This is a genomic window from Sphingomonas sp. NFX23 (genome assembly GCF_049887795.1).
Taxonomy (GTDB): Bacteria; Pseudomonadota; Alphaproteobacteria; order Sphingomonadales; family Sphingomonadaceae; genus Sphingomonas.
This window is the reverse complement of the sequence record NZ_JAGEKH010000002.1, coordinates 340,956-358,628: the sequence shown is the minus strand read 5'-3', so window position 1 is coordinate 358,628 and position 17,673 is coordinate 340,956. Positions and strand designations below refer to the sequence as shown.

Here is a 17,673-nt window from a genome sequence, read left to right as displayed (position 1 = left end):
GAGGTGGCACCGCAGGTGACGGAGGGGGAGGAAACGGAACAGCGGTTTCCCTTACCTCCCTCTCCGTCTGGCAAGCGCCAGCCACCTCCCCCTAGCGGGGGAGGATCGCAACGTCAGGGGTAGGAGATCGCGATCACCTCGTACTCGCGTTCGCCAGCTGGCAAATCCACGCGCCGCACGTCGCCGATCGCGGCGCCGCGCAAGGCGCGCGCAAACGGCGAGTTCCAGCCGATCCGCCCGTTGCTCGCGTCAGTCTCGTCGTCACCAACCAGCGTCAGGACACGCTCGACGTCATCCTCGTCCGCGACCGTCACGCACGCGCCGAACCACACGCGCGAACGGTCTTCCTGCTGCGCGGGATCGACGACCTTGGCCGCCTTCATCCGCTTCGACAGCCAGCCGAGCCGACGGTCGATCTCGCGCAGGCGCTTTCGGCCGTAGATGTAATCGCCGTTCTCGGACCGGTCGCCGTTGCCTGCCGCCCACGAGATGACTTCAACCAAGGCCGGGCGCTCGGTCGACAGGAGTTGCTCGTATTCGGTGCGGAGTACGGCGTAGCCGGCGGGGGTTATGTAGTTGGGGCGATCCATGCGCTTGCCTACCATGTTCTCCCGCGAAGGCAGGAGCCCAGTCTGGACACCCGCCTTCGCGGGAGAACAGCCTCAACCCGGCCGGTTCTTCCCCAGATACCACGACAGCCGCGCCGCGCCCCGGCTCTTCGCCCGCGCGGGGTTCATCAAATCGTACACCACCGCATTTTCCAGCACGCGCTGCACATAGTTGCGCGTCTCCTGGTACGGGATCGCCTCGACCCAATCGACCATGTCCACGGCCCCGGTCCGCGGATCGCCGTTCGTGCGGAGCCATTTGTTCACGTTGCCGCCGCCCGCATTATACGCCGCCACCGCCAGCGGATAACTGCCGTAATTGGCGTACACGCGCTGGAAATAGCTGGACCCCAGCATGATCGACATGTTCGGATCGGTCGTCAGTGCAGCCTGGTTATACGTGAGGCCGATCTTCCCCGACTGCTCGCGCGCGGTCGCCGGCATCAACTGCATCAGCCCACGCGCGCCCGCGTGGCTCACCGCGGCGCGATCGAACTGGCTCTCCTGCCGCGAGATCGCGTGGATAATCGTCCAGTTGTCCTCATACCCCGCCGGCACCGACACCATCGGAAAACCGACCGCGGAATAATCGCTGAGCCCATTCGCCAGCGCACTCCGCCCGACCATCACACCCAGGTCCGGCCGGTTGATGCTCTTCGACAGTTCGGCGGCGAGCAAGTGATCGGTGTCGGTCGTCGCATCCGCTGCGATCTGGCGGACGAACGCGGTCTGGTCCTGCCAGTCGCCGATCTGCCCGAGGAACTTGACCGCGCGCACCGTCTCGCGCCGATCGAACGCCGCACGCGTCGCCGGATCGATCGCGACGGAAGCAACCGAAGGCGGCGCGACCAGCGCTCGTCCGGTCCGCTCGTTAGCCAACTGTCCGTAATATTGATCGCGGTACCCCGCCGCCTGGCCGTAGAACGCAGCAGCCTGAGGCGCCAACCCGGCCGCCTCCGCCGCACGCCCCGCCCAGTAATACCCCTTCGACCGAACCTGCGGCGAGCGCGAGCCGCGCGCGTACCGGTCGAACAGCGTCATCGCATCCGCCGGCCGGCCGAGCTGCTTCATCGCTACCCGTCCACCGAGCCAGGCGAGATTGGTATATTCGTCGCGCTCGGCATAGGATTTTGCCGCGATGTCCGCGCCATACGGATACGCATCGTCGATCTGCCGCGCGATGTCGTAGGCGACCTGGTATTGCCCGTCGTTCGCCGCGCCATTGGCGTTGGTGACGAGCACCTCGTACCACTCGGCGGCATTGCCCGGCCGCGTCACCAATGACCGAGGCCGCGCCAGCCACGACCGCGCCGAAGGGCTGGCGCCCGAATTGCGCAACCATTGCGCCCGGTCCGCGACATAGCCCGCGTCGTTCGCATACAGTGTCTGCGTCGAAGCCGAGATATCCGACGCGTTCGGCGCATTCGTCCGGAACGCCAACCGCGCCTCGAAGATCGGCCGCCGCGCCGCGCTCGTCCACACCAGTTGCCGCTGTGCCGCGCCGGTCTGGCCCGCCCACAATAGCGCATCCATCCGCGCATCCTGATCGTCCGGCGTCAGCGCACCCGGAAAGCCCGACACCACCATCGCCTCGTCGGTCGGCGTCAGGCCGCTGCTCCGCCATGCCGTCCGCACCGCAGCATACGCCTGATCCCGCGCGCCGGTAGCCTGCAAAGCCCGCGCATACGCGACACCGCCCGACGCGGACTGCGGCGGATAACGACGGAAAAACGCGACGACGCTCGTCGGCGATCCGGTCGCCGCCTTGCGCTCCGCCGCACGCCGGTTGGCTGTCTCGTTCGGCCAACCGGCGTGCGCCATCAGGAAGCCCGCATAGCTGTCGAACGGCAGAGCATCCGTCTGCTGCAACGCCCGCCACTGCGCGATGGTCGAGGCGATCGCGCCATCCGTTGCCATCGGCTGCGCATTGGGCCCCATATTGGCCAATTGCGTGCTGTAGCGATCCAGCGTCTGCTGGCCGCCTCCCGACGCGGCGACCGTCCCCGCCACGACTGCAAGGAGAAGGCTCGTTTTAAACATCGATGCTACCATGTGGACAGCATACGCCCCGAACCCGTATCTGTCCTGAACGAAATCCGGATTTTGCAAGACATCCGGCGCAACAGGACCGCAGGCCACCGCATGTTTTCAGGATCTATTCCGGCGCTCGTCACGCCGTTCGCCGCCGATGGCAGCTTCGACGAACCCGCCTACCGCGACTTCATCGAATGGCAGATCGTCGAGGGCTCGTCGGGGCTGGTCGCGTGCGGGACCACGGGTGAGGCGGCCACCCTGTCGTATGACGAGCATTTCCACGTCGTCCGCGTCTGCGTAGATCAGGCGAAGGGCCGCGTGCCCGTCATCGCCGGTGCAGGCTCGAACGACACGCGCGTTGCCTCGGCAAACCTGCGCGCCGCGAAGGAAGCCGGCGCCGACGCCGCGCTGATGGTGCCGCCCTATTACAACCGGCCGGGGCAGGAGGGCATTTTCCGCCACTTCGAGGCGCTGGCGACGTCGACCCCGCTGCCGATCATCCTCTACAATGTCCCCGCACGGACGGTAACGGACATCCAGCCCGCGACTCTCGCGCGGATCGTGGCAGCGTTCCCGAACGTGTTCGTCGGCGTGAAGGATGCCAGCGGCGTCCTCGCCCGCGTTTCTCAGCACCGCGCGGCATGCGGCCCGGATTTCTGCCAGCTGTCGGGCAATGACGACCTCGCGCTGGCGTTCAACGTCATGGGCGGCACCGGCTGCATCTCGGTAACCGCCAACGTCGCGCCGAAGCTGTGCGCGGAGTTCCAGGCGGCGTGCCAGGCGGGCGATTTCGTCAAGGCGCTGGCCTATCAGGATCAGCTCTATCCCCTGCACGAAGCGCTGTTCACCGACGCCTCGCCCGGCCCGGTGAAGTACGCGATGACGAAGGTGCGGGCGGGCTTCCCGGAGACCCTGCGCCTACCGATGACCCCAGCCGGCGAAGCATCGCGCGCGGCCGTCGACGCAGCGCTCGAACACGCCCGCCTCATCTGACCAGGCCGCAACGGTCCCCCCTCCCTGGAAGGGAGGGGCAGGGGGTGGGTTGGCCAGCTCGAGCCACTGACCCTAGGACACGAGGAAGCGGACCCACCCCCAACCCCTCCCTTCCAGGGATGGGCGAAGAAGAGGAGGGCAGGACCAACTAGAAGTCACCACCACCGCTTCCCCCAAGCATTGCGGGCTGTGGCCGATGCGGCGTTGGCGCACACCGGTCTGGTTTGACCTTAACTGCCGTTCTCCTGCGAAAGCAGGAGCCCAGGGTCACGAATACCGCCGCGTGTAACCCTGGCCTCCTGCGTTCGCAGGAGAACGGCGTTTGTTTGCGCCAATAGCACCCCACCGCTTCCCCTAAGCCTCGCGACCTCCTACATCGCGCGTCCCATGGCACGTCCCAAACCCCCTACCTTCGAGAAGACCAAGATCGTCGCCGAGAACCGGCGCGCGCGGTACGACTACTACATCGAGCAGGTGTTCGAAGCGGGCATCGCGCTCACCGGCACCGAGGTGAAGGCGCTGCGCGGCGGCGAGGGCTCGATCGCCGAGGCCTATGCCGAGGTGAAGGGCAAGAACGTCGTTCTGGTCAATTCGAACATCCCCGAATTCAGCCACGGGAACCGCTTCAACCACGAGCCCAAGCGGCCGCGCAAGTTGCTGCTCCACGAGCGTGAGATCAACAAGATGTTCGGCGCGGTCGCGCGCCAGGGCATGACGCTCGTGCCTCTGATGATCTACTTTAATTCAAAGGGCCGCGCGAAGATCGAACTGGCGCTCGCCAAGGGCAAGCAGAACCACGACAAGCGCGATTCGGTGAAGGAACAGGACTGGAAGCGGGAGCAGGGCCGGATCATGCGGGATCGCGGATAGCCTGTGTCGAAGGCGCCGGGCAGTATCTTCGGGCGCCTCGCGGCGTGGTCGCATCGCAACTTGCCGACCCGCGAATCGATGGAGCGGAACCGTCTTCTCCGCCCGGTCGCGCACCGCGTCCTCGCGCCCGAGCTCTGGCGTTTCACCCGCCGTTCCGTTCCGCGCGGTGTCGCGCTCGGGATGGTCGCGGGCATCCTGATCCCGGTCGCGCAGACGCCGGTCGCGGCGATCTTCGCGCTGCCGTTCCGCGCCAACGTGCCGACCGCTGCGCTGACCACCTTCATCACCAACCCGCTGACCACGCCGCCGCTCTGGATCGCGGCCTATTGGATCGGCTCGTCCTTGCTGCGGCTCGACGCGCACGTCCCCGGCCAGCCCGTCGCGGATGCCGCGGCGCGCACCGAATGGATCCCGTGGCTGATGCAGGCGGGGCCCGCTACCGCGCTCGGTCTGCTGGTCATCACGGTCGTGTGTTCGGTCGGCGGTTACGCGCTCAGCGCGCTCGGCTGGCGGCTGTGGATCGCGCGCAAGTGGCGGCACCGCCACGACAATCGCCACGGTCATGTTTCGTAACATTTGACACCGGTTGGAATTGACGGACCGTCCTATCGGCGTAGAACACACCGCATCCTGAAGATCTTTTCCGAGGTTCTTGATGCGTAAGTCGATTGTTACCGTGATCCTGCTCGCGTCCGCCGCATCGGCCTTCGCCCAAACCAGTGCCCCGTCGCCGACCCTCGCCAAAGCTGCGAAGGGCCCCGTCGCCGCCAAGGACGCCAACAAGCCGCAGATCGGCGAATTCGGCTTCGACATGGCGGGCCGCGATACCAGCGTGACGCCAGGCACCGACTTCTTCGATTACGCGAACGGCGGCTGGGTGAAGACCACGCCGATCCCCGCCGATCGCTCGTCCTACGGCATGTTCCACGTCCTCCAGGACCTGTCGCTCGAACGCACCCGCACGATCCTCGACGTCTCCGCCAAGACGCCCGGCGACAAGGTCGGCGATTTCTATTCCAGCTTCATGGACGAGGCCGCGGTCAACGCGAAGGGCGCGACGCCCGTCAAGCCGATGCTCGCCGCGCTCAAGGCGACCAAGGATAAGACCGCGCTCGTCACCGAGATCGCCAAGCTCCAGCGCCAGGGCGTCGGCGGCCTCGTCGGCGTCGGCGTGCAGCAGGACGACAAGGATCCGACCACCTATGTCGTGAGCCTCGGCCAGAGCGGCATCGGTCTCCCCGATCGCGATTACTACCTCAAGGACGACGCCAAGCTCGCCACGATCCGCACCGCGTACCAGGCGTATCTGACGCGGATGCTCACGCTCGCCGGCGAGCCTAACGCAGCCGCTCGCGCCGCCGCCGTCTTCAACATGGAGAAGGGCCTCGCCACCGCGCACTGGACGCGGATCGAGAGCCGCGACGCCGACAAGACCTACAACAAATGGACCGCCGCCGACTTCGCGGCAAAGGCGCCGGGCTTCCCCTGGGCGCAGTACATGACCGCGATGGGCGTCACCGGTCGTCCGTTCTACCTCGTCGCACAGCCGAGCGCGGTGACCGGCGAGGCGAAGGTGTTCGCCGACACGCCCATCAACGTCCTGCAGGACTATGCGATGCTGAAGGTGCTGCGCTCGTACGCGCCGTATCTGTCGAGCGATTTCGACAAGACCAACTTCGCCTTCTACGGCACCACGCTGTCGGGCACGCCCGAGCAGCAGGTCCGCTGGAAGCGCGGCGTCTCGACCGTGTCGGGCGCGATGGGCGAGGCGATCGGCCAGCAGTACGTGGCAAAGTATTTTCCGCCCGCGTCGAAGGCCGCCGCCGACGATCTCGTCAAGAACGTCATCGCGGCGATGGGCGAGCGTCTCCGGAACCTCGAATGGATGGCGCCCGAGACCAAGACCAAGGCGCTCGCCAAGCTCGCCGCCTTCACCCCGAAGATCGGCTATCCCGACAAGTGGCGCGATTATTCCGCGCTCCAGATCCAGCGCGGCGATCTCGTCGGTAACGTGTCGCGCGCCAACGCGTTCGAATATGATCGCGACCTGAAGAAGCTCGGCCAGCCAATCGATCGGGCTGAGTGGTTCATGACGCCGATGACGATCAACGCCTACGCCAATCCGACGATGAACGAGGTGGTCTTCCCGGCCGCGATCCTCCAGCCGCCGTTTTTCGATCCGAAGGCGGACCCGGCGGTAAATTACGGCGGCATCGGCGCGGTGATCGGTCACGAGATCAGCCACCATTTCGACGACCAGGGCCGCAAATACGACCTCAACGGCAAGCTTACCGACTGGTGGACGCCGCAGGACGTCGCGCGCTTCAAGGTGTTCACCGACGCGCTCGTGAAGCAGTATGACGCGTACGAACCGCTCCCCGGCCAGCACATCCAGGGCGGCCTGACGCTCGGCGAGAACATCGCCGATCTCGCCGGCCTGACGGTGGCGTACGACGCGTACCACAAGTCGCTCGGCGGCAAGCAGGCGCCGATCATCGACGGCACGACCGGTGACCAGCGCTTCTACTATGGCTGGGCCGGCGTCTGGCGCACCAAGTTCCGCGACGCCGCGCTTCAGCAGACGTTGCTGTCCGACCCGCACTCGCCGGGCCACCAGCGCGTCCTGACGGTCCGCAACCTCGATCCCTGGTACGCCGCATTCGGCGCCAAGCCCGGCGAGAAGAGCTACCTCGCCCCCGCCAACCGCGTCCGTATCTGGTAACCCCCTCCGTCATGCCGGGCTCGTTCCGGCATCCACGGTTCCGCATAATCGAGAGACGTGATTACGTGGAACGGTGGACCCCGGAACGAGTCCGGGGTGACGGAGTGAGTTTGACACAGCGCATCTGAAACTCCCGGAGAACCCCATGAAGTCCTTCATCGTCGCCGGCCTACTCGCCGCAACCGCCATCAGCGGCGTCACCGCCGCCATCTCGCAAACCTCTGAACCAAAGCCAGCGCCCGCCCCGACCGGCGCGCAATACGGCAGTTTCGGCTTCGACGAGAAGGGCATCGACAAGTCCGTCCAGCCCGGCGACGACTTCTACACCTTTGCCAACGGCAACTGGTCCAAGAACACCCCGATCCCCGCCGACAAGTCGAACTACGGCTCGTTCAACCTCCTGTCCGACCTGTCGGAGACGCGCACCCGCGGCATCCTCGACACCGCCGCGAAGGACCCCAACTCGAAGATCGGCCGCGCCTATGCGACGTTCCTCGACACCGGCACCATCGAAGGCAAGGGCCTCGCCCCGATCAAGCCCTGGCTGTCCAAGATCGCCGCGCTGAACGACCGCGCAGGCTATCCGGCCCTCCTCGCCGAGGCAGACCGCGCCGGCATCGGCGGCCCGTTCGGCGGCGGCGTCGGCCAGGACGACAAGCTGCCCGAGCAATACGCGCTCTCGCTAGGCCAGTCCGGCCTCGGCCTCCCCGACCGCGATTACTACCTCAGCACCGACGCCAAACTGGTCGAGGCGCGCAACGCCTACCGCGCCCACATCGTCAAGATGCTCACCCTCGCCGGCGAACCCAATGCCGAGGCACGTGCCACTGCGCTGCTCGCGTTCGAGACCGAGATCGCCAAGGTGAGCTGGACCCGCGTCGACAGCCGCGACGCCACCAAGACCTATAACAAGATGACCGTCGCCGATCTCGCCAAGCGCGCGCCCGGCTTCGATTTCGCCGCGTATTTCAAGGGCATCGGCACGCCCGTGCCGACCGTCATCGTCGCGCAGCCCTCCGCGATCACCGGCATCGCCAAGCTCGTCTCGACCGCGCCGATCGGCGTCCTCAAGGACCAGCTGATCCTCCGCTCGCTCGACGGCTATGCCGACGTCCTCCCCAAGGCGTTCGACGCCGAGCAGTTCGCGTTCTACGGCACCGTCCTCGGCGGCACGCCCGAGCAGGAAGCCCGCTGGAAGCGCGGCGTCCAGTTCACCTCGGGCGCGCTCGATGACGAGGTCAGCAAGCTCTACGTCGCGCAGTATTTCCCGCCCGAGACCAAGGCCGCAGCCGACAAGCTCGTCAAGAACGTGCTCGCCGCTATGGGCCGCCGGATCGACAAGCTCGAATGGATGGCGCCCGAGACGAAGGTGAAGGCGCACGCCAAGCTCGCCGCGTTCACGCCCAAGATCGGCTATCCGAGCCAGTGGAAGGATTTCTCGGGGCTGACGATCACGTCGGGCGATGCGTTCGGCAACGAATGGCGCGCCAACGAATGGCAGCACCAGGATAATATTTCCAAGCTCGGCAAGTCGTTGCAGCGTTGGGAATGGGGTATGACGCCGATGACGGTCAACGCCTATGCCAATTTCGGCATGGTCGAGATCGTCTTCCCTGCCGCCATCCTGCAGCCCCCGTTCTTCGACCCGAAGGCCGACGACGCGGTCAATTACGGCGGCATCGGCGCGGTGATCGGCCACGAGCTGAGCCATCATTTCGACGACCAGGGCTCGAAATACGACGCGAAGGGCCAGCTCACCGACTGGTGGACGGCCAAGGACATCGCCGGCTTCAAGGCGCTCACCGGCAAGCTCGGCGCGCAGTATGACGCGTACGAACCGCTCCCCGGCATGCACGTGAAGGGCCAGCTCACGATGGGCGAGAACATCGCCGATCTCGCCGGCCTGACGGTGGCGTACGACGCGTACCACACCGCGCTCGGCGGCAAGACCGCACCGGTCCTCGACGGCTTCACCGGCGACCAGCGCTTCTATCTGGGCTGGGCGCAGGTCTGGCGCCGCAACTACCGCGAAGCCAATCTCCGCAACCGCTTGCTGACCGATCCTCACTCCCCGTCGCAGCAGCGCGCTTGGGTCGTGCGCAACCTTGACCCCTGGTACGCGGCATACAAGCCGACGCCGGGGCAGAAGCTGTACCTCACGCCGGAGCAGCGCGTCCGGATCTGGTAAGGGACGGATCGCACACTTCGGGTTCCCCCGCCTCCGCGTGGGAACGGCAGGGGCGATGTTGATTGTGACCCACCTATCATAGCCGCCACCCCGGCGAAGGCCGGGGCCCAGTTGCGGGACGTTACTGACGACGGACGGCGCTTCGTTACGACCACCTTTCCAACTGGGCCCCGGCCTCCGCCGGGGTGATGTTTCCTTTTGGGAGCGTCGCAGGGATCAAGGGTGATCGCCCCCAACAATCCCGCAACCCGCTTGACGCCCAACCCCGCAACAGCGGATGACTCCCCCCAATGGCATCGCTCGCTTTACCCACCCCCGCCCGCAACGCAGCATTCGTCGCCATAGCCTCGGGCGTCGCCGCCGCCGCGATCGTGCTGCTGCTCGTCGGCAGCTGGATCGCCGCCGCCGGGTTCTTCGCCGCCGCCATCATCGTCATCGGCGCGCTGATCGCGTGGCGCCTGCTCAACCCCGTCGCCCGGGACGCGCCGCGGCCGGTAGATTGGGACCTCACGCGCACCGTCGCCGAAGCCGGCACCGACGCACTCGCGATCACCGACCGCGCCGGGCGGCTCGTCTGCGCGAACGACGCCTACGAAGCGCTGTTCGAAGGCTTCCCGACACCCCCCGGCCTCCCGCTCGACGAAGCCGGCAACGCAGCACTCGCCGACGCCGGCCGCTCCGCCTGGCGCGACGGCACCGCGCAGGTCGAGCGGCTGAACGCCCGCAACGTCTGCCTCTCCGCCCAGATCGCGCGCGCCGGCGACGATGCCGACATGCTCGTCTGGCGCTTCGTCACCGCGCAGGAACACGACCTTGCCGAAACGCTCGCCGCGCTGCTGACCGGCCCGACCGGCGACCGGCTCGGCGGCAGTGGCATCATGGCGGCGTTACTCTCGCCCGACGGTCGCGTCCGCACTGCCAACCGTGTCCTCCGCGCGCGGGCGTGCGGCGACGAATACGATACGATCGAAGGTCGCGACTTCGCCCGCTTCCTGATTACCGACAGCCGCGGCCTCGTCCGCTTCGAGCGCGAAGGCCTCGAAGGCACGCCGCTCCGCGTCCTTCAGATCCCGTTCCTCGACGGCGACGACGCGCCCGTGCTGGTCGCGCTGCTCGACGAGGAGGAGAACGCCCCCGCACTCGGCGCCAGCGCCTCCGCCCACGTCCGCAGCCTCGTCAGCATGATGCCGTTCGGCATGGCGCTGGTCGATCGCGACGGCCGCTTCCTGCAGATGAACGACTCGTTCCTGCGTGCCGCCGGCGTCAACGCGGTCGCGCCGCCGCTCTATCCTGGCGACCTCGTCGTCCGCGAGGACAAGGCCGCGGTCGCCGACGCGATCCGCAAGTTCGCGAACGGCGCGACGCACTCCGCCGACATGGCGGTCCGCCTCAAGGATCACCCCGACGAGCCGGTCGCGCTCACCATCGCCGGCGCGCGTGGCCTTGGCGATGCGGCCGTGCTGCTCAGCCTCAAGGACAATAGTGAGGAGTCCCGCCTCAAGCGCGAGGTCGCGCAGGCCACCAAGATGCAGGCGGTCGGCCAGCTCGCGGGCGGCGTCGCGCATGATTTCAACAACATCCTGACCGCGATCATCGGTCACTGCGACCTGATGCTGATGCGCCATTCGCCGGGCGACAGCGATTACGACGACATCCAGCAGGTCCGCACCAATTCGAACCGCGCCGCCAGCCTGACCCGCCAGCTGCTCGCCTTCTCGCGCCAGCAGACTCTCCGCCCGCAAATCCTCCAGCTCCCCGACGTAGTCTCGGAGGTGTCCAACCTGCTCAAGCGGTTGATGGGCGAGAACGTCCGCCTCGACATGACGCACGGCCGCAATTTGGGGCCCGTCCGCGCCGATCCAGGCCAACTCGAGCAAGTGGTGGTCAATCTCGCGGTCAACGCGCGCGACGCGATCGTCTCGGCGAACGCGCGCGGCGGCGGCGTGCTCACGATCACCACGCGCGCCGTCCCCGCAGCCGAAGTGCGCGAGATGGCGTCCGATATCCTGCCCGTCGCCGACTATACCGCGCTGATCGTCCAGGACACCGGCACCGGCATACCCCCCGACGTGCTCCCCAAGATCTTCGAGCCGTTCTTCACTACCAAGGAATTCGGCAAGGGCACCGGGCTCGGCCTCTCGACCGTCTACGGCATCGTCAAGCAATCCGGCGGCTACATCTTCGCCGACAGCAAGCCGGGGCAGGGCGCGACCTTCTCGATGTACCTGCCGGTCCATTCGGCGCCCGCCGCGACTCGACCCGTGGTGATCAAGCCCGCACCGAAGCCGGTCGACCTGTGGGGCACGGGCACGATCCTGCTGGTCGAGGACGAGGACATGGTCCGCGCCGTCGCCGAGCGCGCGCTCACGCGGCAAGGATACACAGTGCTGACCGCGGAAAACGGCGAGATCGCGCTGGAAGTGCTGGAGAAACACGGCCGCCCCGATCTGCTGATCAGCGACGTCGTCATGCCGCAGATGGATGGCCCGACGATGGTGCGCCACGCGCGGGAGAAATTCCCCGACCTGCCGATCCTGTTCATGTCGGGCTATGCCGAGGAGCAGCTGCGCAAGTCGATCGATCTGGACAACGTCGCGTTCCTGCCCAAGCCGTTCTCGGTGCAGGAATTAGCCGAAGCGGCACGAGACGTGCTTGCCGCACGCTGACTCGAACAAGATGTTGGCAAGTCGTAACAATCCCGACTATGCGAGAAATATGACCGCTACCCAACAGATCCTCATCGTCGAGGACGAACCGTTGATCGCCATGATGCTGGAGGATTTCCTCGAGGTATTGGACAAGGGAGTCGCGGGCTCGGTCGACACCGTCGCCGATGCCTTGAAGCGGATCGAACAGGGCGGCGTCGATGGCGCGATCCTCGACGTGAACCTGCGTGGCGGCGAGAAGAGCACCGCAGTCGCCGAGGCATTGGCGGCAAGAGGCGTCCCGTTCGTCTTCGCCACCGGTGGCGGCGATGACGGCGTCGCCCCGGAATTCCGCGACCGTCCGCGGTTGCAGAAGCCCTTCACGATGGACGGCGTCGCGAAGGCACTCGAAGGCCTCTGATACTAATCGATAGAGCGCCAGGCGCCCCCCTTCTGCCCCCCTCCCTGAAAGGGAGGGGCCGGGGGTGGGTCGGCCGATTGGGCAGGGCGACGTCAGCCAACAGGCCAACCCACCCCCAACCCCTCCCTTCCAGGGAGGGGAGTAATCCCGCTAAGCCTCGTCATTCCCGCGAAGGCGGGAACCCATACTGGCAGACCTCACTAACAATATCATGAACCGTTGCCGTTCTGGATCCCCGCCTGCGCGGGGATGACGAGATTGAAGCGGTCCCCCTCCGCTAAAAATCGACGCAACTCTCTTGCGTAAATACCCCCTCCCGCGACATAGGCGTTCGCCATGACCCGCACATTCGATAAATCGCGCCTGCCGAGCCGCCACGTCTCCGTCGGCCCCGAACGCGCCCCGCACCGCAGCTATTACTACGCGATGGGTCTCGACGAGGAGCAGATCGCGCGCCCGTTCGTCGCGCTCGCGTCCGCCGGCAACAACTCGGCGCCCTGCAACACCACGCTCGACGCGCAGGCCGATGCCGCGCAGGCCGGCGTCATCCAGGGCGGCGGCATGCCGCGCCGGTTCAACACGATCACCGTTACCGACGGCATCGCGATGGGCCATCAGGGCATGAAGGCCTCGTTGGTGAGCCGCGAAGTCATCGCCGACTCGGTCGAACTCTCAGTCCGCGGCCATTGCTACGACGCGCTGGTCGGGTTCGCCGGCTGCGACAAGTCCTTGCCCGGCATGATGATGGCGATGCTCCGCCTCAACATCCCGTCAGTGTTCGTCTATGGCGGCTCGATCCTGCCGGGCCGGTATCAAGACCGCGACGTCACCGTCGTCGACGTGTTCGAGATCGTCGGCAAATACGCCGCCGGCGCGTGCCCGCTCTCCGAAGTCCACGCGATCGAGAAGGTCGCGTGCCCCGGCCACGGCGCATGCGGCGGCCAGTACACCGCCAACACGATGGCCTGCGTCGCGGAAGCGATCGGTTTGTCGATCCCGAACAGCAACATGGTGCCGGCTCCTTACACCACGCGCGAACAGATCGCCGTGGCGGCCGGCGCGCAGGTCATGGAGTGCCTCGCCGACAACATCCGCCCCCGCGACATCTGTACGCGCGAGGCGTTCATCAATGCCGCACGCGTCGTCGCTGCGACCGGTGGCTCGACCAACGCCGCGCTGCATCTCCCCGCAATGGCGTCCGAAGCCGGCATCGAATTCGACCTGTTCGACGTCGCCGAGATCTTCAAGACAACGCCGTACATCGCTGACCTCAAGCCCGGTGGGAAGTACGTCGCCAAGGACATGTACGAGGCCGGCGGCGTCTACATGCTGATGAAGACGATGCTCGCCGGTGGTTTCTTGAACGGCGATTGCCTGACCGTGACGGGCAAGTCGCTGGGCGAGAACATCGACCAAGTGACGTGGAACCCCGACCAGAAGGTCATCTACGACATCAAGACCCCGCTGACGCCCACCGGCGGCGTCGTGGGCCTGCGCGGCAGCCTCGCCCCCGATGGCGCGATCGTGAAGGTCGCCGGCATGCACCGCCTCCAGTTTTCGGGCCCGGCGCGCGTGTTCGATTGCGAGGAGGACACCTTCGCCGCGGTCGAGAATCGCCAGATCAACGAGGGCGAAGTCATCGTCATCCGCTACGAAGGTCCCAAGGGCGGCCCCGGCATGCGCGAGATGCTGTCGACCACCGCCGCGCTCTACGGCCTCGGCATGGGTGAGAGCGTCGCGCTGATCACCGACGGGCGCTTCTCGGGCGGTACGCGCGGCTTCTGCATTGGCCATGTTGGCCCCGAAGCAGCGGACGGCGGCCCGATCGCGCTGGTCGAGAACGGCGACATCATCCACATCGACGCCGAGGCCGGCACGATCGACCTCGACGTTCCCGAGGACGTCATGGCGGAGCGTCGCGCCGCGTGGGTGCCGCGCACCAACGATTACGGCTCTGGCGCACTCTGGCGCTATGCGAAGACCGTCGGCCCCGCGTACAAGGGTGCCGTCACGCACCCTGGAGCGGCAGCCGAAACCCATGTCTACGCGGATATCTAAACGATTACTGACGGTTGCCGCGCTTCTCTCGCTCCCGCTCTCAGCGTGCGGGCGGGGGCAGCCGAGCAGCGAACAGGTCGCGGCAAAGCAGCGCACTGAAACCGCCGGGGACAGCCGTATCGCCTGTGCGCAGGGTGGAGCCGCGTTCGCGTCGACCTGCACGATTGAGCAGGCGCAAGGCAAGGATGGCCTGATCCTGACGATCCGCCATCCCGACGGAGCCTTCCGTCGGTTGCTGGTAACGCAGGACGGCCGCGGGGTGATCGCGGCGGACGGCGCGGAGGTGGCGAAGGTCACGATCACGGGCACGGACGGCATCGAGGTCGCACTGGGCGGCAACCGCTATCGCCTCCCGGCCACCGTCAAGGGTACGACGAAGCCGTCATGATTGGGATCGAAGGCCAGCCGGTCCTCACCGCCGCCGAAATGCGCGCAGCGGAGGACGCGGTCATCGCTACCGGCGTCTCGGTGGATACGCTGATGGAGCGCGCGGGCACCGCGGTCGCACACGCGGTCCGCCGGTTGGCCGGTGCCAACGACGTCCTGATCCTCTGCGGCCCCGGCAACAACGGTGGCGACGGCTACGTCGCGGCCCGCGTGCTGGCGGAAATGGGTGTTTCGGTTCGTGTCGCGGCGCTGTCGGAACCCAAGACGGATGCGGCGAAGTCGGCGAGGGCAGGGTGGTCCGGCCCGGTCGAGACGCTGGCGGAGGCGAAACTCGCGGCGATCCTGGTAGACGCACTGTTCGGCACCGGCCTTACGCGACCGCGCGCCACCGCTTCGTATTCAAGCAGTTCCCCCGCGGACGCGGGGGCCCAGCTAAATCCCAAGGGCTCATCTAGCGGCCTATCCTGGGCCCCCGCGTCCGCGGGGGAACGGTCTGTGGTCGAGTGTCTCCATTCCCTCGCGAACGCCGCTCAACTCAGCATCGCGATCGACCTCCCCAGCGGCCTCGCCACCGACTCAGGGGAGGCGCTCAGCACGCCGCCCGTCTTCAACCTCACCCTCGGGCTCGGCGCGGTAAAACCAGCGCACCTTCTCCAACCCGCCGCGCGTTATTGCGGCCAGATCCGTCTCCTTGACATCGGCGTTCCCACCGTCAGCCAAGTCGAGGTTCTCAAAACCCCCTCGCTCCCAGCCCCCGGCCCAGACTCGCACAAATACACCCGAGGCATGGTCGCGATCATCGCCGGCACCATGTCTGGCGCCGCCGACCTTGCAGCCCTCGCTGCGATGCGCGCAGGCGCCGGCTACGTGACGCTGCTTGGCGACAGCCAAGGCCCGCCGCATGCGCTCGTTCGCACGCGGTTCTCGGACCATGCACTCGCCAACGACCGGATTGGTGCGCTCGTCATCGGCCCCGGTCTCGGGCGCGACGATACGGCCAAGGCGCTTCTTGAAGCGGCGCTAAACACAGGCCATCCCCTTATCATCGACGGCGACGCCCTCCGCCTGCTCGATCCGGACCGAATCAAAGCGCTCGAGGTCCCCGTCATCCTCACACCGCACGCCGGCGAGTTCGACGCGCTCTTCGGCAAATCCGAAGCCGACAAGATCACCCGAGCCCGCGACGCCGCCACCCGCGCCAACGCCATCGTTGTCTTCAAAGGCGCCGACACCGTCATCGCCGCCCCAGACGGCCGCGTCCGCATCGCGCAAGGGTCCAGCGACTGGCTCTCCACGGCCGGCACCGGCGACGTGCTCGCCGGCGCGATCGGCGCGATGCTCGCCGCCAGGCTCGATCCGCTCGACGCAGCCTGTGCCGGAGTGTGGCTCCACAGTGACGCTGCCCGCCGATTGGGCGCGGCTTTCATCGCCGACGACTTGGCGGAAGCGCTCCGGTCGGCCAGAGCGGCCCCATGACCACTGACTCGACCTCTGAATCGAATATCGACACGATCATCCGCGTCGCAGCCCGCGGCGACGGCATGACCGCCGATGGCCGCCACGCCGCCTTCTCGGCCCCCGGCGACACGCTCGCCGCCGACGGCACCGTGATCCCCGGCCCACACCACCAGACTCCCCCCTGCGTCCATTTCCCGACCTGCGGCGGCTGCCAGCTCCAGCATCTCGACGACCAGGCCTATGCCGAGTTCGTCACCGACCGCATCGCCTCCGCGCTCGACGGCCAGGACCTGTCCGCCCCGATCCGCACCCCGCACATCTCTCCCGAGCGCAGCCGCCGCCGCGCGACGCTCCACGCCGAGGCCAAGGGCGGCAAGATCACGCTCGGCTTCACCGCCGAGAAGGCGCACACGATCGTCGACATCAAGGAATGCTGGATCCTCGATCCGCGCCTGTTCGCGCTCGTCCAGCCGTTGCGTTTGCTGCTCAAGCGCCTCAACTTCCGCCGCCGCGCGGACATCCACCTGACGCTCGCCGACCAGGGCGCGGACATCCTGATCACCGGCTTCGCCCCCGAAGGCCTCCCCGCCGCCGAAGCGCTCACCAAATTCTGCGAAGATCACAAGATCGCCCGCGTAGCCTTCGACGACGGCCTTGGCCCCGAGACGCGCTGGGAACCCGACGCGGTCACGATCACCTTGGGCGGCGTCCCCGTACCGCTCCCGCCCGCGTCGTTCCTCCAGGCCACACCTGATGGCGAGGCCGCACTCACCGCCGCCGTCCTGGAAGCGATCGGCAAGCCAGCGACGGTCGCCGACCTGTTCGCCGGCCTCGGCACCTTCACACTGGCAATCCCCGCCAAGGTCTACGCGGCCGAAGGCGCACGCGACGCGCTCGGCTCGCTGAAGGCCGCCGCGCACCGGACCCAGCGGCCGGTCTACCCGGAGCACCGCGATCTCTATCGCCGCCCGCTGACGGTGGCCGAACTCGATCGCTTCGACGCCGTGGTGATCGATCCGCCCCGCTCGGGCGCGCGCGAACAGGCGACCGCGCTGGCGGAGTGCAAGACGCCAGTGATCGCCTATGTCTCGTGCAACCCGGCCAGCTTCGCGCGCGATGCCAAGGAGCTGTGCGATGCAGGCTGGCGGATCGACTGGGTCCAGCCGGTCGGCCAGTTCCGCTGGTCGACGCATGTCGAGCTAGCCGCAAAGTTCGTCCGCTAACCGAAAAAGCTTGTTCCCCCGCGAAGGCGGGGGCCCAGACTGGACCCCCGCCTTCGCGGGGGAACA

General features: G+C 67.1%; 14 protein-coding genes. 11 read left to right on the top strand and 3 right to left on the bottom strand.

The window, feature by feature from the left end; genetic code table 11:
- Positions 1-113: 113 nt before the first annotated feature.
- On the bottom strand, positions 114-590 hold the full coding sequence (gene greB, locus J4O76_RS05595) for a transcription elongation factor GreB (protein ID WP_426281102.1): 477 nt from the start codon (positions 588-590) through the stop codon (positions 114-116).
- 72 nt (positions 591-662) lie between these two features.
- Positions 663-2,648, bottom strand: a complete 1,986-nt coding sequence (locus tag J4O76_RS05590; RefSeq protein ID WP_426280746.1) for a lytic transglycosylase domain-containing protein — start codon at positions 2,646-2,648, stop codon at positions 663-665.
- A 102-nt stretch (positions 2,649-2,750) separates the two neighbouring features.
- Between J4O76_RS05590 and dapA the strand changes: the two genes are divergently transcribed.
- The 7 genes from dapA to J4O76_RS05555 all read left to right on the top strand — a co-directional run bounded on the left by dapA (position 2,751) and on the right by J4O76_RS05555 (position 12,481).
- Positions 2,751-3,635, top strand: coding sequence for a 4-hydroxy-tetrahydrodipicolinate synthase (gene dapA, locus J4O76_RS05585; RefSeq protein ID WP_426280745.1), 885 nt, complete (start codon positions 2,751-2,753; stop codon positions 3,633-3,635).
- Between the two features lie 387 nt (positions 3,636-4,022).
- Positions 4,023-4,505 carry an SsrA-binding protein SmpB gene (gene smpB, locus J4O76_RS05580; RefSeq protein ID WP_055879372.1) on the top strand — a complete coding sequence of 161 codons (483 nt, stop codon included), beginning with the start codon at positions 4,023-4,025 and terminating at the stop codon, positions 4,503-4,505.
- 3 nt (positions 4,506-4,508) lie between these two features.
- Entirely contained in the window at positions 4,509-5,078 is a 570-nt protein-coding gene (locus J4O76_RS05575) for a DUF2062 domain-containing protein (RefSeq protein WP_426280744.1), read from the top strand.
- Positions 5,079-5,160: 82 nt separating this feature from the next.
- Positions 5,161-7,227, top strand: coding sequence for a M13 family metallopeptidase (locus tag J4O76_RS05570; RefSeq protein WP_426280743.1), 2,067 nt, complete (start codon positions 5,161-5,163; stop codon positions 7,225-7,227).
- 145 nt (positions 7,228-7,372) lie between these two features.
- Positions 7,373-9,415 (top strand): M13 family metallopeptidase, encoded by a 2,043-nt coding sequence (locus J4O76_RS05565; protein WP_426280741.1) that lies wholly within the window; start codon positions 7,373-7,375, stop codon positions 9,413-9,415.
- Between the two features lie 290 nt (positions 9,416-9,705).
- Positions 9,706-12,081, top strand: a complete 2,376-nt coding sequence (locus J4O76_RS05560) for a response regulator (protein ID WP_426280740.1) — start codon at positions 9,706-9,708, stop codon at positions 12,079-12,081.
- A gap of 49 nt (positions 12,082-12,130) precedes the next feature.
- On the top strand, positions 12,131-12,481 hold the full coding sequence (locus tag J4O76_RS05555) for a response regulator (RefSeq protein WP_426280738.1): 351 nt from the start codon (positions 12,131-12,133) through the stop codon (positions 12,479-12,481).
- A gap of 209 nt (positions 12,482-12,690) precedes the next feature.
- Here the strand turns inward: J4O76_RS05555 and J4O76_RS05550 are convergent, their stop codons facing one another.
- Entirely contained in the window at positions 12,691-12,819 is a 129-nt protein-coding gene (locus tag J4O76_RS05550) for a hypothetical protein (RefSeq protein ID WP_426280737.1), read from the bottom strand.
- On the opposite strand from J4O76_RS05550, the gene ilvD reads away from it, so the two are divergent.
- The 4 genes from ilvD to J4O76_RS05530 are packed head-to-tail and all read left to right on the top strand — an operon-like array spanning position 12,818 to position 17,607.
- Positions 12,818-14,539 (top strand): dihydroxy-acid dehydratase, encoded by a 1,722-nt coding sequence (ilvD, locus tag J4O76_RS05545; protein ID WP_426280736.1) that lies wholly within the window; start codon positions 12,818-12,820, stop codon positions 14,537-14,539. The genes J4O76_RS05550 and ilvD overlap by 2 nt on opposite strands.
- Positions 14,520-14,927, top strand: a complete 408-nt coding sequence (locus J4O76_RS05540) for a hypothetical protein (RefSeq protein ID WP_426280735.1) — start codon at positions 14,520-14,522, stop codon at positions 14,925-14,927. Before ilvD ends, J4O76_RS05540 begins: the two co-directional genes overlap by 20 nt.
- On the top strand, positions 14,924-16,402 hold the full coding sequence (locus tag J4O76_RS05535) for an NAD(P)H-hydrate dehydratase (protein WP_426280733.1): 1,479 nt from the start codon (positions 14,924-14,926) through the stop codon (positions 16,400-16,402). Before J4O76_RS05540 ends, J4O76_RS05535 begins: the two co-directional genes overlap by 4 nt.
- Positions 16,399-17,607, top strand: coding sequence for a class I SAM-dependent RNA methyltransferase (locus J4O76_RS05530; RefSeq protein ID WP_426280732.1), 1,209 nt, complete (start codon positions 16,399-16,401; stop codon positions 17,605-17,607). Before J4O76_RS05535 ends, J4O76_RS05530 begins: the two co-directional genes overlap by 4 nt.
- Positions 17,608-17,673: the final 66 nt, after the last annotated feature.

What these genes read in the sequence shown, in the direction of transcription:
- greB (WP_426281102.1), bottom strand. Translation starts at nt 590, where the DNA reads ATGGATCGCCCCAACTACATAACCCCCGCCGGCTACGCCGTACTCCGC.
- J4O76_RS05590 (WP_426280746.1), bottom strand. Translation starts at nt 2,648, where the DNA reads ATGTTTAAAACGAGCCTTCTCCTTGCAGTCGTGGCGGGGACGGTCGCC.
- dapA (WP_426280745.1), top strand. Translation starts at nt 2,751, where the DNA reads ATGTTTTCAGGATCTATTCCGGCGCTCGTCACGCCGTTCGCCGCCGAT.
- smpB (WP_055879372.1), top strand. Translation starts at nt 4,023, where the DNA reads ATGGCACGTCCCAAACCCCCTACCTTCGAGAAGACCAAGATCGTCGCC.
- J4O76_RS05570 (WP_426280743.1), top strand. Translation starts at nt 5,161, where the DNA reads ATGCGTAAGTCGATTGTTACCGTGATCCTGCTCGCGTCCGCCGCATCG.
- J4O76_RS05565 (WP_426280741.1), top strand. Translation starts at nt 7,373, where the DNA reads ATGAAGTCCTTCATCGTCGCCGGCCTACTCGCCGCAACCGCCATCAGC.
- J4O76_RS05560 (WP_426280740.1), top strand. Translation starts at nt 9,706, where the DNA reads ATGGCATCGCTCGCTTTACCCACCCCCGCCCGCAACGCAGCATTCGTC.
- J4O76_RS05555 (WP_426280738.1), top strand. Translation starts at nt 12,131, where the DNA reads ATGACCGCTACCCAACAGATCCTCATCGTCGAGGACGAACCGTTGATC.
- ilvD (WP_426280736.1), top strand. Translation starts at nt 12,818, where the DNA reads ATGACCCGCACATTCGATAAATCGCGCCTGCCGAGCCGCCACGTCTCC.
- J4O76_RS05550 (WP_426280737.1), bottom strand. Translation starts at nt 12,819, where the DNA reads ATGGCGAACGCCTATGTCGCGGGAGGGGGTATTTACGCAAGAGAGTTG.
- J4O76_RS05540 (WP_426280735.1), top strand. Translation starts at nt 14,520, where the DNA reads ATGTCTACGCGGATATCTAAACGATTACTGACGGTTGCCGCGCTTCTC.
- J4O76_RS05535 (WP_426280733.1), top strand. Translation starts at nt 14,924, where the DNA reads ATGATTGGGATCGAAGGCCAGCCGGTCCTCACCGCCGCCGAAATGCGC.
- J4O76_RS05530 (WP_426280732.1), top strand. Translation starts at nt 16,399, where the DNA reads ATGACCACTGACTCGACCTCTGAATCGAATATCGACACGATCATCCGC.